This window comes from Bacillus sp. SJS (genome assembly GCF_000732485.2).
In the GTDB taxonomy this organism is placed as follows: domain Bacteria; phylum Bacillota; class Bacilli; order Bacillales; family Bacillaceae; genus Metabacillus_B; species Metabacillus_B sediminis.
On sequence record NZ_JAQV02000019.1, the window covers coordinates 189,301 to 202,687 of the forward strand.

Annotated in this window: 13 protein-coding genes; 11 read left to right on the forward strand and 2 right to left on the reverse strand. The window is 44.3% G+C overall.

Translation table 11 applies throughout. The features are described from left to right. Positions 1 to 21: 21 nt before the first annotated feature. From AS29_RS11515 to AS29_RS11530, 4 genes are all read left to right on the forward strand, one after another. On the forward strand, positions 22 to 213 hold the full coding sequence (locus tag AS29_RS11515; protein ID WP_035405965.1) for a gamma-type small acid-soluble spore protein: 192 nt from the start codon (positions 22 to 24) through the stop codon (positions 211 to 213). A 263-nt stretch (positions 214 to 476) separates the two neighbouring features. After that, a complete protein-coding gene (locus AS29_RS11520; RefSeq protein WP_035405967.1) occupies positions 477 to 731 on the forward strand; it encodes a YgaB family protein in 255 nt (84 codons plus the stop codon). A gap of 177 nt (positions 732 to 908) precedes the next feature. Continuing rightward, the gene (ntdP, locus tag AS29_RS11525; RefSeq protein WP_035405969.1) at positions 909 to 1,439 is read left to right on the forward strand and encodes a nucleoside tri-diphosphate phosphatase; all 531 of its coding nucleotides are present in this window, start codon (positions 909 to 911) and stop codon (positions 1,437 to 1,439) included. Positions 1,440 to 1,555: 116 nt separating this feature from the next. Next, entirely contained in the window at positions 1,556 to 3,301 is a 1,746-nt protein-coding gene (locus AS29_RS11530; RefSeq protein WP_035405971.1) for an ABC transporter ATP-binding protein, read from the forward strand. A 533-nt stretch (positions 3,302 to 3,834) separates the two neighbouring features. On the opposite strand, the gene AS29_RS11535 is transcribed toward AS29_RS11530, so the two are convergent. Then, positions 3,835 to 4,173: a hypothetical protein gene (locus tag AS29_RS11535; RefSeq protein ID WP_035405973.1), complete on the reverse strand. Its 339-nt coding sequence runs from the start codon at positions 4,171 to 4,173 to the stop codon at positions 3,835 to 3,837. Between the two features lie 123 nt (positions 4,174 to 4,296). On the opposite strand from AS29_RS11535, the gene AS29_RS11540 reads away from it, so the two are divergent. The 6 genes from AS29_RS11540 (at position 4,297) to AS29_RS11565 (ending at position 10,413) form a co-directional block, all read left to right on the forward strand. Continuing rightward, entirely contained in the window at positions 4,297 to 5,298 is a 1,002-nt protein-coding gene (locus AS29_RS11540) for an ABC transporter ATP-binding protein (protein ID WP_035405975.1), read from the forward strand. Beyond that, positions 5,273 to 6,241: an ABC transporter ATP-binding protein gene (locus AS29_RS11545; RefSeq protein WP_035405978.1), complete on the forward strand. Its 969-nt coding sequence runs from the start codon at positions 5,273 to 5,275 to the stop codon at positions 6,239 to 6,241. The genes AS29_RS11540 and AS29_RS11545 overlap by 26 nt, the downstream gene beginning before the upstream one ends. Positions 6,242 to 6,289: 48 nt before the next feature. Then, positions 6,290 to 7,903 (forward strand): ABC transporter substrate-binding protein, encoded by a 1,614-nt coding sequence (locus AS29_RS11550; RefSeq protein ID WP_035405981.1) that lies wholly within the window; start codon positions 6,290 to 6,292, stop codon positions 7,901 to 7,903. A gap of 58 nt (positions 7,904 to 7,961) precedes the next feature. Beyond that, entirely contained in the window at positions 7,962 to 8,963 is a 1,002-nt protein-coding gene (locus tag AS29_RS11555; RefSeq protein WP_035405983.1) for an ABC transporter permease, read from the forward strand. A 13-nt stretch (positions 8,964 to 8,976) separates the two neighbouring features. Continuing rightward, positions 8,977 to 9,867, forward strand: coding sequence for a nickel transporter permease (nikC, locus tag AS29_RS11560; RefSeq protein WP_051860611.1), 891 nt, complete (start codon positions 8,977 to 8,979; stop codon positions 9,865 to 9,867). Positions 9,868 to 10,008: 141 nt separating this feature from the next. Continuing rightward, positions 10,009 to 10,413 (forward strand): cytidine deaminase, encoded by a 405-nt coding sequence (locus AS29_RS11565; RefSeq protein WP_035405987.1) that lies wholly within the window; start codon positions 10,009 to 10,011, stop codon positions 10,411 to 10,413. Between the two features lie 222 nt (positions 10,414 to 10,635). On the opposite strand, the gene AS29_RS11570 is transcribed toward AS29_RS11565, so the two are convergent. Next, positions 10,636 to 11,712: an FUSC family protein gene (locus AS29_RS11570; protein ID WP_035405989.1), complete on the reverse strand. Its 1,077-nt coding sequence runs from the start codon at positions 11,710 to 11,712 to the stop codon at positions 10,636 to 10,638. 382 nt (positions 11,713 to 12,094) lie between these two features. On the opposite strand from AS29_RS11570, the gene AS29_RS11575 reads away from it, so the two are divergent. Then, positions 12,095 to 12,916: a hypothetical protein gene (locus AS29_RS11575; RefSeq protein WP_035405991.1), complete on the forward strand. Its 822-nt coding sequence runs from the start codon at positions 12,095 to 12,097 to the stop codon at positions 12,914 to 12,916. The last annotated feature ends 471 nt before the right edge of the window (positions 12,917 to 13,387 follow it).

A 13,387-nucleotide genomic window follows, 5' to 3' on the forward strand; every position in this document is an offset into this window, starting at 1 on the left:
TTTTTTGTGGAGGTGATTACAATGGCAAACAACAACCAAAACCAACAACAAGCTGGTAAAACAACTTCTGGAACTAGCGTTCAACATGTTAAGCAACAGAACCAACAAGCTGCTCAAGGACAATACGGTACTGAGTATGCTTCTGAGACTGATGCTCAGCACGTGAAAAAGTACAACCAGCAAGCTGAAGCAAACAAATCTCAAAACAGCTAATTCACACCACTAAATGCAGAAATGCATGAGAGGTCGCCGCAAGAATTGTGCTTATCTCCAATCTCTGTACAAGGATCGCTTAATCGTGAGCGGGTCCGGCTGCAGAAGGAGATAGAGGACGGCTTGCATAATGGCGGCCTCTTTTCATTTTTTCTGCCTCCGACAAAACATGCCATTCTTCCGCATAATCTTTTAAAGGAGCTTGGTCATTCCAGACCGAATATATAGATGAACGTAAGGTTAAGCGGGAAAGGGGCTCATACATGGGCAAATTTGATGTGCTTGTTGAGGAGCAGCTTAGGACGATGGATAAGCTGCTTGAACTGCAGAATGAAGTGGAGAGATGCCAGCGGATAGAAAGGGAACTTGAAAAGCTTCAGAATGAGGATAAGCTTAGGGTGGTTCAGAATGAGATTCAGGTGATGAAGATGGAGCTGCACTCCATCCAGCAGACATTTGAAAAGCAGACGGAAGAAGTAATCCAGTCTTATAAAAATCACCCGGTGTGGGAGCGATAAGAGCTTTGAAGGTCATGCATCTGCGATGGAGAGAAACCCTCTATTTCTGCGGCGATGGCCTTTTGTTTTCTTTTTCAATCTAGTAACTGTATAATAAGAGCAAATATGAATTCTGGCTTCTGGATATGATATGATCGGAAATTCTTGTGGAAGCTGCTTCAAAGGATGGCGAAAAAGATGGGCTTACCGGCGGAAGGAGAAACTATACAAATACATAGCTATAAACACAACGGCAAGCTGCATCGAATCTGGGAAGAGACAATGATTCTGAAAGGGACGGACAGCCTGATTATCGGAGGCAATGACCGGACAACCGTTGTTGAGTCAGATGGAAGGACTTGGATTACCAGAGAACCCGCTATCTGCTATTTTCACGCAAAGTATTGGTTTAATATTATAGGCATGATCCGCGAAGACGGTGTCTATTATTACTGTAATATCAGCTCCCCTTTTGTATGGGACGATGAGGCACTGAAATATATTGATTATGATTTGGACGTAAAGGTTTTCCCGGACAAGTCATATATTTTACTCGATGAGGATGAATATGAAACCCATAAGAAAGAAATGAACTATCCGGGTGTAATTGATCTCATTTTAAGAAAAAATGTGGATAGGCTGATTAATTGGATTCATGAAGGAGAGGGACCCTTTTCTTCGGAATTTATTGATACATGGTACGAACAGTATTTAAAATTCTCAAAATGAAGAGGCCTGTTGGAGCGGATCAGCAGGCTTTTTGTTTGTTTTGTAAAATCCATGCGGTCACCGCAGGATAGAGGCAGCGCATCTGTTGTCGTTTTAGACATCATGGGGGTTAAAGTATGGGTTCAATTAGGCGTTATATGGAATTTGTTAAACCTTATAAATGGCAAATTACCGGAACGATTGCAATCGGAATTGTGAAATTTGCAATTCCACTTCTTATACCGCTTTTGATTAAATATGTGGTGGATGATATTGTTGGCGGTCCTGGCACGGCTGATGAAAAGACGCAGCATCTATTTACGATTTTGGGTGCTATGTTTGCCGTGTTTGTTGTCATGAGGCCGCCGGTTGAGTATTATCGGCAATACTTGGCACAGCTTGCATCAAACAGGATTCTTTATGATATTCGGGATCACCTGTTTACTCATCTTCAAAAGCTTAGTCTACGGTATTACGCAAATACCCGAGGCGGAGAGATTATTTCGCGGGTAATAAATGATGTCGAGCAGACGAAAAATTTTGTTATGACGGGGTTGATGAATGTCTGGCTGGATATTGTCACCATTTTGATTGCTATCGCCATCATGATGACAATGGACGTACCCCTTACACTCATTTCCATCGTTCTTTTCCCTCTATACGGTATCTCGGTAAAGTATTTCTATGGAAAACTTCGCACCCTGACGAAGGTACGGTCACAGGCGCTTGCAGAAGTACAGGGCCATTTGCACGAACGTGTTCAGGGGATGCCGGTGATCCGAAGCTTTGCGATTGAGGATTATGAGCAGCGTCAGTTTGCGTCTGAAAACCAGAATTTCCTTCAGAAAGCGATCGACCATACGAGCTGGAATGCGAAAACCTTTGCCGTCGTTAATACAATAACGGATGCTGCTCCGCTCATTGTTATCGCTTATGCAGGGTATCAGGTTATCCATGGAAATTTAACGGTAGGAACGATGGTCGCGTTTATTGCTTATATTGAGCGTTTGTATGGTCCGTTGAGACGTCTGATTAATTCCTCTACACTGATTACCCAGGCATTTGCTTCAATGGACCGTGTATTCGAGTTTATGGATGAACCGTATGACATTGTTGACAAGCCGGATGCAGTCAAAGCGGATCGTGTGAATGGACAGCTCAAATTCGAGAATGTCACGTTTCAATATGAAGACGATGATGCGAAGGTTCTCGACGATGTAACACTTGAGGCGAATAAAGGAGAAACCATTGCTCTCGTAGGAATGAGCGGAGGCGGAAAATCAACGCTCGTCAGCCTTATTCCAAGGTTTTACGATGTTACGGGCGGCAGGATCACCCTTGACGGGATCGACATTCGGGACTATGAGGCAACCAGTCTTCGCCATCAAATAGGGATGGTGCTGCAGGATACATTCTTATTTTCGCACTCTGTAAAAGAAAACATCCTTGTCGGGAAACCGGATGCGACGGATGAAGAAGTAATTGAGGCCGCAAAAGCCGCAAATGCACATGACTTTATCATAAAGCTTCCAAACGGCTATGATACAAAGGTCGGAGAGCGAGGGGTCAAGCTTTCCGGGGGACAAAAGCAAAGAGTGTCAATTGCCCGGGTGTTCCTGAAAAACCCTCCAATCCTTGTAATGGACGAAGCAACCAGCGCCCTCGATCTTGAAAGTGAACATCTCATTCAGGAAGCGCTCGAAAAGCTATCCAAGGATCGAACCACCTTTATAGTCGCCCACCGTCTTTCAACCATTACCCATGCAGGCCAGATTATCCTCATGGATCATGGGAAAATCGCGGAAAAAGGAACACACAAGGAACTGATGGCGAAAAAAGGACTGTACCACAACCTGTTTCAGATTCAGCAATTAAACTTGTAGAAGCCCTCCAGCTGAAGGGCTTTTTGTCATAATAAAAAGCCTGTCTTCATAACAATGTAGTACCTTCTGGCTATTTTAAATGAAAAATTTTTACAGCAAAAAAAATTATATTGATTCGTTGGGAATTGCCTATGAATAAGCCATTTCTATAATAAAAATACAATAGAATAAAAAATGTTATTTTTTCTGAATATTTACACTAGTGTAAAAGTTTGATATATTATTGAAATATAAAACTTCTTAGTTTCCGCTCTACTCAAAATCATCTTGCTCCTCCCGCATAATCTACATAATTTAAGTAAAATCTTACCGCAAATTGGCTCAAATAAGAGCCCCAACCAGAATGAAAGACACCCGTGCAGCAGTGAATATTTTCTGAAAGAAAAATTGAAGGATCAGTCATTAAGTTTGGCTGAGAACCCCGGAAAACGACTGAAAAGAAACGTACTCAGCCGGAAAGAGAATCGTAACGGCTGGAAAGAAAATCGTAACGGCTGGAAAGTGCATAGTATCGGCTGGAAAAAGAAATTCGGCTAGAAAACTGGGCCAATCGGCAGGAAAAGCACGGTAAGCAGCCGGAAAAAGGACCGAACCGGCTGGAAAAGCGCCGCATCCGGCCGGAAAACGAAGTTTGGCTGGAAAGCCCGTCCAATCGGCAGGAAAAGCACGGTAAGCAGCCGGAAAAAGGACCGAACCGGCAGGAAAAGCGCCGCATCCGGCCGGAAAACGAGGTTTGGCTGGAAAACTGGGCCAATCGGCAGGAAAAGCACGGTAAGCAGCCGGAAAAAGGACCGAACCGGCTGGAAAGCGCCCATTATCGGCCGAAAAACGAAGTTTGGCTGGAAAGCCCGGCCAATCGGCTCGAAAAGCATCGCATCTCCGGTGCACCTATTATAGGTCGAATCGAAATCCCAGGCGAACTGCTCAAACAGCGATCCGCCTGTCCAGCAAAAAAATAAAAAAATAGAGTGTACCGCATAAAGGGGGCAAGACCTTTGGAAAATGAGACGGTTTTAAAAGTCAGGAATCTTTCCGTCGGCTTCAAAAGAGATGCTTCTGTGACGGATGTGGTGAAGTCTGTTGATTTGACCTTGAAGAAGGGTGAAATCCTCGGGATTGTCGGCGAGTCAGGCTGCGGAAAAAGTGTGACGTCCATGGCGCTGATGGGTCTTTTGCCGAATACTTCTCTGGTTAGAGGCGAAATTCTTTATAAGGATAAGGATCTTCTTAAACAAAGTGAAGTTAGTTTAAGAAAGATCAGAGGCAATGAAATCGCGATGATTTTTCAGGAGCCGATGACGTCGCTGAACCCGCTTCTCAAAATCGGGGAACAGCTGACGGAAGCATGCCGGGTTCATACAAAGTGTTCAAAAAAGGAAGCGAGGGAGCAGGCGGTTAAAATGCTTGGGCTTGTCGGTATGCCGAGGCCTGAATCCCTTCTCGGGGAATATCCGCATCAGCTGTCTGGCGGGATGCGCCAGCGTGTCATGATTGCGATGGCGATGATTTGCAATCCGGGTGTATTGATTGCGGACGAGCCGACAACAGCGCTTGATGTAACCATTCAGTCTCAGATCCTGGCGCTTATGAAGGATTTGAATAAGAAGCTGAATACATCGATTTTGCTTATTACCCATGATCTTGGTGTAGTTGCTCAGGTGTGCGACAGGGTCGCTGTGATGTATGCAGGGCAAATTGCTGAGGAGGGGGATGTTGAATCCATTTTTTCTTCTCCAAAGCACCCGTATACGAGGGGGCTGCTGCAGTCCGTTCCCGATATCCGTACAAAGAAAGAAAAGCTTTTTTCCATAAAAGGCCAGGTTCCGAAGCCAGGCAGTATCCAGAGAGGATGCGCGTATGCCAACCGGTGTGAATTCGTTCAGCCGCTGTGCCAGGAGGAGGGGCCGGATTTGACTGTAAGCGGCGGCCAGAAGGTTCGATGCTGGCTGTATAAAGAGGAGGGTGCCCTGATTGAGTCAGCCATTGCTAGAGATTGAAGACTTAAGAAAAGTATATACAAGCCACAAGGGGCTCCTTGGCAGGAATAAAACAGAGGTCACGGCTGTGGATGGAATCAGGCTTCAGCTGAATGCCGGGGAAACGCTTGGAATTGTTGGGGAGTCGGGGTGCGGGAAATCTACCCTCGGCCGCCTGATTGCAAGACTTACGGATGCGACATCCGGTTCGGTCCGGTTTAATGGAGAATCACTATTTGACCTGAACAAAAAGGATATGAAAACAGTCCGGCGCGAGATGCAAATGGTGTTTCAGGATCCGTATGCTTCCTTGAATCCGAGGCAGCAGGTCCAATCCATATTGGAGGAGCCGCTCATTGTTCACAAAATGGGATCTAAGAAAGAACGGACAGAGAGGGTTGCGGACATCATGCGAATCGCGGGCTTTGATCCGGATCTTGGCAAAAGATATCCCCATCAGTTCAGTGGCGGCCAGAGACAGCGGATCGGGATTGCAAGGGCGCTGATGACGAATCCAAAGCTCATTATTGCCGATGAACCTGTATCCGCATTGGATGTTTCCATTCAGGCACAGATTCTGAATCTGCTGAAGGAGCTGCAGGGAACTTTTTCTCTGACTTATCTATTTATCTCTCATGATCTGGGGGTTGTCAGGCATATTAGTGACCGCGTAGCCGTTATGTATCTTGGCAGATTGGCAGAGCTGTCTGACAGTGAATCTCTTTATCGGAATCCTCTTCATCCGTATACGGAGGCATTGCTGTCAAGTGTTCCGATTGCTGAGCCTTCCGGCAGAAAAGAGCCGATTGTCATCAAAGGGGACATGCCGAATCCGGCCGATCCGCCGAAAGGGTGCGCCTTCCATACGAGGTGCCCGAGGGTAAAGGATATTTGCAAGGAAGTGAAGCCGGAGCTTTATCCGGTGGAGGATGGTCGTTTCGTTGCCTGCCATTTATATGGCTGAGCATCGTGAATGATAGATGATGGTGATAAATTAGGGGGGAAACAGACAATGAGAAAAAAGTGGTCCATGCTTGGCTTGATTTTTGTCCTTATTCTTTCACTTGCTTTGTCCGCGTGCAGCAACAAGTCAGCGGGAGGGGAAGACGGAGATGAAAAGGCCGGAGAGAAATCGAACGCGAAGGATACCCTCATTTATGGAAGGGGCGGAGATTCTACTTCTCTTGACCCGATAACCACAACTGAGGGCGAGGCATTTAAAGTTACGGAAAATATTTATGAAAGTCTTTTAAGCTATGGAGATGAGGACACAACGGTTCAGCCTGGTTTAGCCGAGAAATGGGAAGCGTCAGATGACGGTCTCACTTACACGTTCCATCTTCGCGAGGGAGTCAAATTCCATGACGGAACAGACTTCAATGCTGAAGCAGTAGTGAAAAACTTCGATCGCTGGATGAACGGAGATGCGGAAAAATTCCCGTATTACACGATGTTCGGAGGCTTTAAAAAGGATGAAGGCCATGTCATTAAAGAAATTAAAGCCGCCGATGAGAAAACGGTTGTTTTCACACTGAAGCGTCCGCAGGCACCATTCCTTAAAAATATTGCGATGTCACCGTTTGGAATTGCAAGTCCGGCCGCTATTGAAAAATACGGCGACGACTTGAGAGCAAATCCAGTAGGAACAGGACCTTTCAAATTTGTGGAATGGAAAGCAAATGACCGCATCGTATTAGAGAAAAATGAGGACTACTGGATGAAAGGCTATCCGAAGCTGAAACAGGTAATCTTTAAAACGATTCCTGAAAATTCAGCACGTCTCAATGCCCTTCAAACAGGAGAAATCGATTTGATGGACGGTTTGAACCCATCTGACCTTTCAAAGGTAGAGGGTGATAAAAATCTTCAGCTGTTCAAGCGTCCTTCTATGAACGTTGGATATGTTGGATTAACCGTAACAAGAAAGCCGCTTGATAACAAGCTTGTCAGACAGGCGCTTAACCATGCTGTTGATAAGAAAGCCATCATCGACTCCTTCTACGGAGGATTTGCAGAGCCGGCTAAAAACCCGATGCCTCCTTCTCTTGAAGGCTATGATGATTCTGTTGAAGAATATCCGTACGATCTTGAAAAAGCAAAAGCTCTTCTAAAAGAAGCCGGTTTCCCGAATGGATTTGAAATGGAGCTATGGGCTATGCCGGTTGCGCGTCCTTACATGCCTGAAGGAATGAAGGTCGCGGAAGTGCTGCAGGCAAGCTTTGAAAAAATTGGTGTTAAAGCGAAAATCGTAACGTATGAATGGGCAACGTATTTGGAAAAAGCGAGCAAGGGAGAAGCGGATTCATTCCTTCTTGGCTGGACCGGTGACAATGGAGATCCCGACAACTTTATCTATACCCTTTTAGATAAAGACAGCATTGGCGGAAACAACTACACCTACTTCAGCAACCCTGAAATGCATGACATTCTGATTGAAGCTCAAACGGTAACGGATCAAGCGAAACGGAATGAGCTGTATAAAAAAGCGCAGGCCATTGTGCATGATGAAGCACCTTGGATTCCGCTCGTTCACTCCACTCCGATGATGGCGGGAATGTCTGACATTGCAAACTTTATTCCGCATCCAACCGGAACGGATCTGTTCACGAAAGTCGAATTTAAGTAAGAAGGAAAAGGGAGGGGTCCAGGCTCCTCCCTTTTAAAATTTGAAAGGAGATGCGGCGATGCTATCTTATACGATCAGACGCATTGGTATGCTTGTGCCGGTTCTGCTCGGCATGACAATCGTTGTATTTGCAATCATCCGTGCCATTCCGGGCGACCCTGCCCAGGTCATCCTAGGTCAGAGGGCTACGCCGGAAGCGATCCAGCAGCTGACCGCCAAGCTCGGACTGGACCAGCCTATTTATGTACAATATGGTTCTTATTTAATGGATCTCATCACTGGAAATCTCGGTGAATCCATTCGGACTGGCGAGCAGATCAGCAAGGAAATGATTCCGTATCTTGCTGCCACCGCCGAGCTGACGATTTTTGCCATGGCCATCGCAATTATTGTAGGGGTTAACGCCGGAATTATCAGTGCATGGTTCCAGCGCTCATGGTTTGATTACGGCGCGATGATTATCGCACTCATTGGAATTTCGATGCCGATTTTCTGGCTTGGCCTGATGGGACAGTGGTTCTTTTCCATCCAACTGGACTGGCTGCCAACGACTGGCCGCGAAGAAATCCGGAATCCTGTTGACGCTGTGACCAACCTATACTTAATTGATACGCTTATTAATGGGCGGTTTGATCAATTTGGAGAGGTATTCAAGCATCTTATTCTCCCAGGAACTGCACTTGCCACAATACCAATGGCGATTATCGCGCGAATTACCCGTTCAAGTATGATTGAAGTATTGAACGCTGATTACATAAGGACTGCAAGGGCGAAGGGGCTTAGGATGAGCTGGGTCGTATACCGCCATGCTTTGAAAAATGCCGTCATCCCAATTTTGACAGTCATCGGTCTTCAGACGGGCTTGCTTTTGGGAGGCGCGATTCTTACGGAAACGATTTTCGGCTGGCCTGGACTTGGACGTTATATCGTGGAAGCCATCAGCTACCGTGATTATCCAGTCATTCAGTCCGGAATCTTAATGATTGCTCTTCTTTTTGTCCTTGTCAATCTTATTGTAGATCTGCTTTATGCGGCCATTGATCCGCGCATAAAATATTAAGGGGGGAACGACTATGGGAGAACCGCAGCTGCCGCAATCCATCCAATATGCTGAAGAAAAACCACTAACCCCTTTTCAGGAAGGGCTCCGCTCCTTTATGAAAAATAAAATAGCAGTAGCGGGAACAGCTATTGTCCTATTCTTTATCATTGTTGCCATTTTATCGCCGCTAATTGCCCCCTTTGGAATTAACGAGCAGGACTTAACAAAACGTCTGCTGCCGCCATCATCCGAGCACTGGCTTGGAACAGATGACTTTGGCCGGGATATTTTTTCAAGAGTTGTTCACGGGGCAAAAATTTCATTGTTTGTCGGCTTCTTTTCTGTACTGGGATCGGTTATTATTGGCTGTTTGCTCGGGATAATCGCCGGCTATTACGGTAAATGGGCAGACACCATAATTTCACGTTTTTTTGATATCATGCTTGCTTTTCCAAGTATCCTGCTTGCCATTGCCATCATTTCTATTCTGGGGCCATCCCTTCAAAATGCGTTAATTGCGATTGCTGTCATTAACATTCCGAACTTTGGACGGCTGCTGAGGGCAAAGGTGCTCAGTGTGAAGCAGGAGGATTATATTATGGCCGCGAAGTCGATTGGCATGAAGGATGCCCGAATTCTCTTCAAGCATGTGCTGCCGAACAGCTTTTCTCCGATTATCGTTCAGGCAAGCCTTGCCATCGCAACAGCGATCATTGAAGCTGCTGCCCTTGGATTCCTTGGACTCGGCGCACAGGCACCAAGTCCGGAGTGGGGGAAAATGCTTTCGGATTCAAAGCAGTACCTGATTCAGGCACCGTGGACAATGATCTTTCCCGGACTTGCCATAATGCTGACAGTTTTAGGCTTCAACCTAATGGGGGATGGGCTTAGAGATGCGCTTGATCCTAAATCAAAGCATTGAAAAGGTTAAAAATAAGCTCCTTAAAACACCTTCGAAATGGTTGCATTGCTGCCGTTTTGAAGGTGTTTTTATGTTTTTATCGTAATTTGGGGTTATATGTTAAAGTATTATTTGAGAGTAAAAGTGAAAGGGTAGAAGAAAATGAATATTGAACGACAATTATATCAATCAGCTATAGATTTAATAGAAAAAAGATATCCTACCGGGTGGGGCGGAGCTGCAGCGATGTATACAGAAAACGGTCAAATTTTAACAAGTGTTGCCCCAGAAGTGATCAATGCATCAACTGAATTATGTATGGAAACAGGTGCAATTCTTGAAGCCCATAAACTGAATACAAAGGTAACACATACTATTTGCGTTGTAAGAGAGGATGAAAAATCGGAATTTACTGTTTTAACTCCTTGTGGCGTATGCCAAGAACGGCTTTTTTACTGGGGAGAAAATGTACAAGCTGCTGTAACAAACACAAATGGTATATTGGAGTACAAAACTTTAAAGGAGATACAGCCGTATCATTGGCATAAAGCCTATGAAAACAATTGAACTATTAAATTAGCACGGCTTTTGATATAAGCTGTGTTAAAGCCTAATGTTCTAACACCTGTTGATTGAAGCGAGGTCTGTAGCGGAAATCAACAGCCAAATTTCACAGTGCCTTTTAAAAAATAGTTTTAACACGAAGAAAAAACGCCTGGAAAAATCTCCAGGCGTTTTTTAGGTGCTTAATTTACAGGCTATTTCAAATGCTTAATATTTTGGCCATCCCTATTCTTTCGTCTCGCTTATTTCAATTTCATTTTCTTCCTTATGATAGCTCTGGAAGCTGTTGATCAGCGTATCAAGATGCTCCAGCTGTTCACTGTAATCCAAGATGTTCGCTACGAGCGGAAGCATGTGATAGAAGCAGGCAGGGTCATGGCATTGATTTTGATATTTCATGAACTCCTCTACCAGTTCCCGTTTATTGAAAAACCCTTCTTGTATTAACTCATTCGGTGTTTCCGTTTTGATTTTGCCGATAAATTTCAAAAGAATGCGTTCATGGTAGCTAAGCAGGTAATCCAATTCTGTTGTGATGATCTGCTGCAGCTCAGGTGTTGTCAGGTGAAGCTCGTTTTCAAGGCGGTGCAGCTTTTTCAGTGTATCCAGCGCCTTGTTCGTTGTCAGAAGCATCTGTCTGAAAAGAACGAGCTTCCTTGATTTTGTCAGCGTGTTGCGGCGCAAATAGTTTCGCTCTTCCTTGTAAAGAAGATAAAGCTGATCGAGCTGCATCATGTTTTCTTTTAGACGCTCAATGTCCTCTTTCAGGACACTATGTTCAGAAGCCTGGCGGATATTGATCCGGATCCACTTCAGAATTTCCTCTGTACTGTCAGAAATTCGGTAGTAAAGCTTCGTCTCATATTTTGGAGGCAGGAATAGCAGGTTCACAATAAATGCAGAGAAAACCCCAAGCATGACGGTTCCAAAACGGAGCAGGGCGAACTGGATGAAATTTTCCCCGGGTGTCTCCATGATGGCGATGACTGTTACAATCGCAACGGGAATGGTATTTTGAATCTTGAGCTTCAGGTTAATGGAAATGACGATGACGGCAGTCAAACCGACGACGAATGGATGGGGGCCAAATATAAGTCCAAACATTATAGCAAAAGCGGCTCCAATAAAATTCGCTTGCACTTGTTCAATTACGGATAAATAAGAACGGTAAATCGTTGGCTGAATGGCAAAAATCGCTGCGATCCCCGCGAAAACCGGAGATGGCAGGTTCAACAGAGAGGCAATCCATAATGCAATGGTAATCGCAATCCCTGTCTTTAAAATTCTGGCACCGAGTTTCATATAAGTTAAGGTTACATTCCTTTCAAAGGGTTTAAGTAAACAACTACGTAATATACAACGTTTAAAAGGATTATTCAAGATACTATTTCCCATTTTCGGATAAATCATAACGCGCTCCAGCAAAAGAGGAAAAACACCCCCACTATTTATAAGGATGGAAGCCTTTACACTAATGAAATAGAATTTAACCATTTTTAGTGAATTTGTCTGTTCTTTTATCTAGCAACAATGGTAAATTAAAACAGGATTAATTTTAATACAGTTGCTTTGCCTCTGTTTTAAACAGATAGTTGTATGGGCAATCCGCATTTAGGCGGGGAAGATGGAGAAGCAGAAATGAGCAATCATCACGAATGAAAAATAAACAAGAGGAGTCACTGCCATGAATTATGTTATTTGTGCAACATGCGGAGTGCAATACGGAAAGATACAAAGTCCATCCCAATGTATAATTTGTTCAGAAGAAAGACAATATGTCAGTCCTTCAGGCCAGACATGGACGACCCTTGAAGAAATGCAAAAATCAGGTACTTATAAAAATGAGATCCTTGCAGAAGAACAGGGACTGTACAGTGTAACGACCAAACCGGGATTTGGAATTGGCCAGACGGCCTATTTGGTTCAAGAGAAGGGGTTTAATGTCCTTTGGGATTGCATCACCTATCTGGACCAGCAAACCATCCAGCATATTAATGAAATGGGAGGACTGCAGGCGATTGCTCTTTCCCATCCCCATTATTATTCGACTCAAGTGGAATGGGCAGAAACCTTCAATGCTCCCATTTATATTCATGAGGATGACAAAGAATGGGTAACGAGAAGCAGTGATAAAATCATCTTCTGGTCTGGAGAGTCCTTAGAACTCCACCAAGGCATCGTTCTGCACCGGCTGGGAGGACACTTTAAGGGCGGAGCAGTGCTCCAATGGATAAATGGAAACAGCGATAATGGAGTGTTGCTTACGGGGGATGTGATCCAGGTCGTCGCTGACCGGAAATGGGTGAGCTTCATGTACAGCTATCCGAATCTGATTCCGCTGCCGCCTGGCAAGGTTGAAGAGATAGCTGAAAAAGTAAGACCATTAAAATTTAACCGGCTTTACAATGCTTTTCATCGTGTTGTACTGGATGATGCCAATCATTCCGTTCAAAAATCAGCAGAAAGATATGTCCAAGCAATTAATGGTACGTTATTTGATACATAAAGAAAAAGGCAACGGGTTCTGTTTTGAAGTGCAAACTTCCTAATAAACAAAAATAATGGTAGAGTTATTTGTAGCGAAAACAACAATTATATTTGCATAAAAATGGTCAGTGGCTGATGTGCCTCTGACCATTTATTTATGACGATTATTCAATTAAAGCCCCTGATTTTTTAATAGCGGTTAAAAATGCTTTTTATTAAGCGGAACATCATTCTTGGAATAAAAGTTAAGATGTTCCATAGCAATTCAAATAATAATTCACTTCTAATTTCCCTGAATGTATCCCTAATAGATCTCCTATTTCTGTTTTTGCTTCTTTTCATACTTTCTCCTACTTCTATGTCACTTTCCTACCTTTATCCACTTGTGCTTATTCAACAATCACCTTTAATTGAAGATTCTGTTCTCTGTATTTTATCATACATGCTGCCCTCAGTTTCTTTTTTGTGTGCCTAAAAGTGTATGAGAAGT

What these genes read in the sequence shown, in the direction of transcription:
- nikC (WP_051860611.1), top strand. Translation starts at nt 8,977, where the DNA reads ATGGGAGAACCGCAGCTGCCGCAATCCATCCAATATGCTGAAGAAAAA.
- AS29_RS11520 (WP_035405967.1), top strand. Translation starts at nt 477, where the DNA reads ATGGGCAAATTTGATGTGCTTGTTGAGGAGCAGCTTAGGACGATGGAT.
- AS29_RS11575 (WP_035405991.1), top strand. Translation starts at nt 12,095, where the DNA reads ATGAATTATGTTATTTGTGCAACATGCGGAGTGCAATACGGAAAGATA.
- ntdP (WP_035405969.1), top strand. Translation starts at nt 909, where the DNA reads ATGGGCTTACCGGCGGAAGGAGAAACTATACAAATACATAGCTATAAA.
- AS29_RS11530 (WP_035405971.1), top strand. Translation starts at nt 1,556, where the DNA reads ATGGGTTCAATTAGGCGTTATATGGAATTTGTTAAACCTTATAAATGG.
- AS29_RS11565 (WP_035405987.1), top strand. Translation starts at nt 10,009, where the DNA reads ATGAATATTGAACGACAATTATATCAATCAGCTATAGATTTAATAGAA.
- AS29_RS11555 (WP_035405983.1), top strand. Translation starts at nt 7,962, where the DNA reads ATGCTATCTTATACGATCAGACGCATTGGTATGCTTGTGCCGGTTCTG.
- AS29_RS11570 (WP_035405989.1), bottom strand. Translation starts at nt 11,712, where the DNA reads ATGAAACTCGGTGCCAGAATTTTAAAGACAGGGATTGCGATTACCATT.
- AS29_RS11535 (WP_035405973.1), bottom strand. Translation starts at nt 4,173, where the DNA reads ATGCTTTTCGAGCCGATTGGCCGGGCTTTCCAGCCAAACTTCGTTTTT.
- AS29_RS11515 (WP_035405965.1), top strand. Translation starts at nt 22, where the DNA reads ATGGCAAACAACAACCAAAACCAACAACAAGCTGGTAAAACAACTTCT.
- AS29_RS11550 (WP_035405981.1), top strand. Translation starts at nt 6,290, where the DNA reads ATGAGAAAAAAGTGGTCCATGCTTGGCTTGATTTTTGTCCTTATTCTT.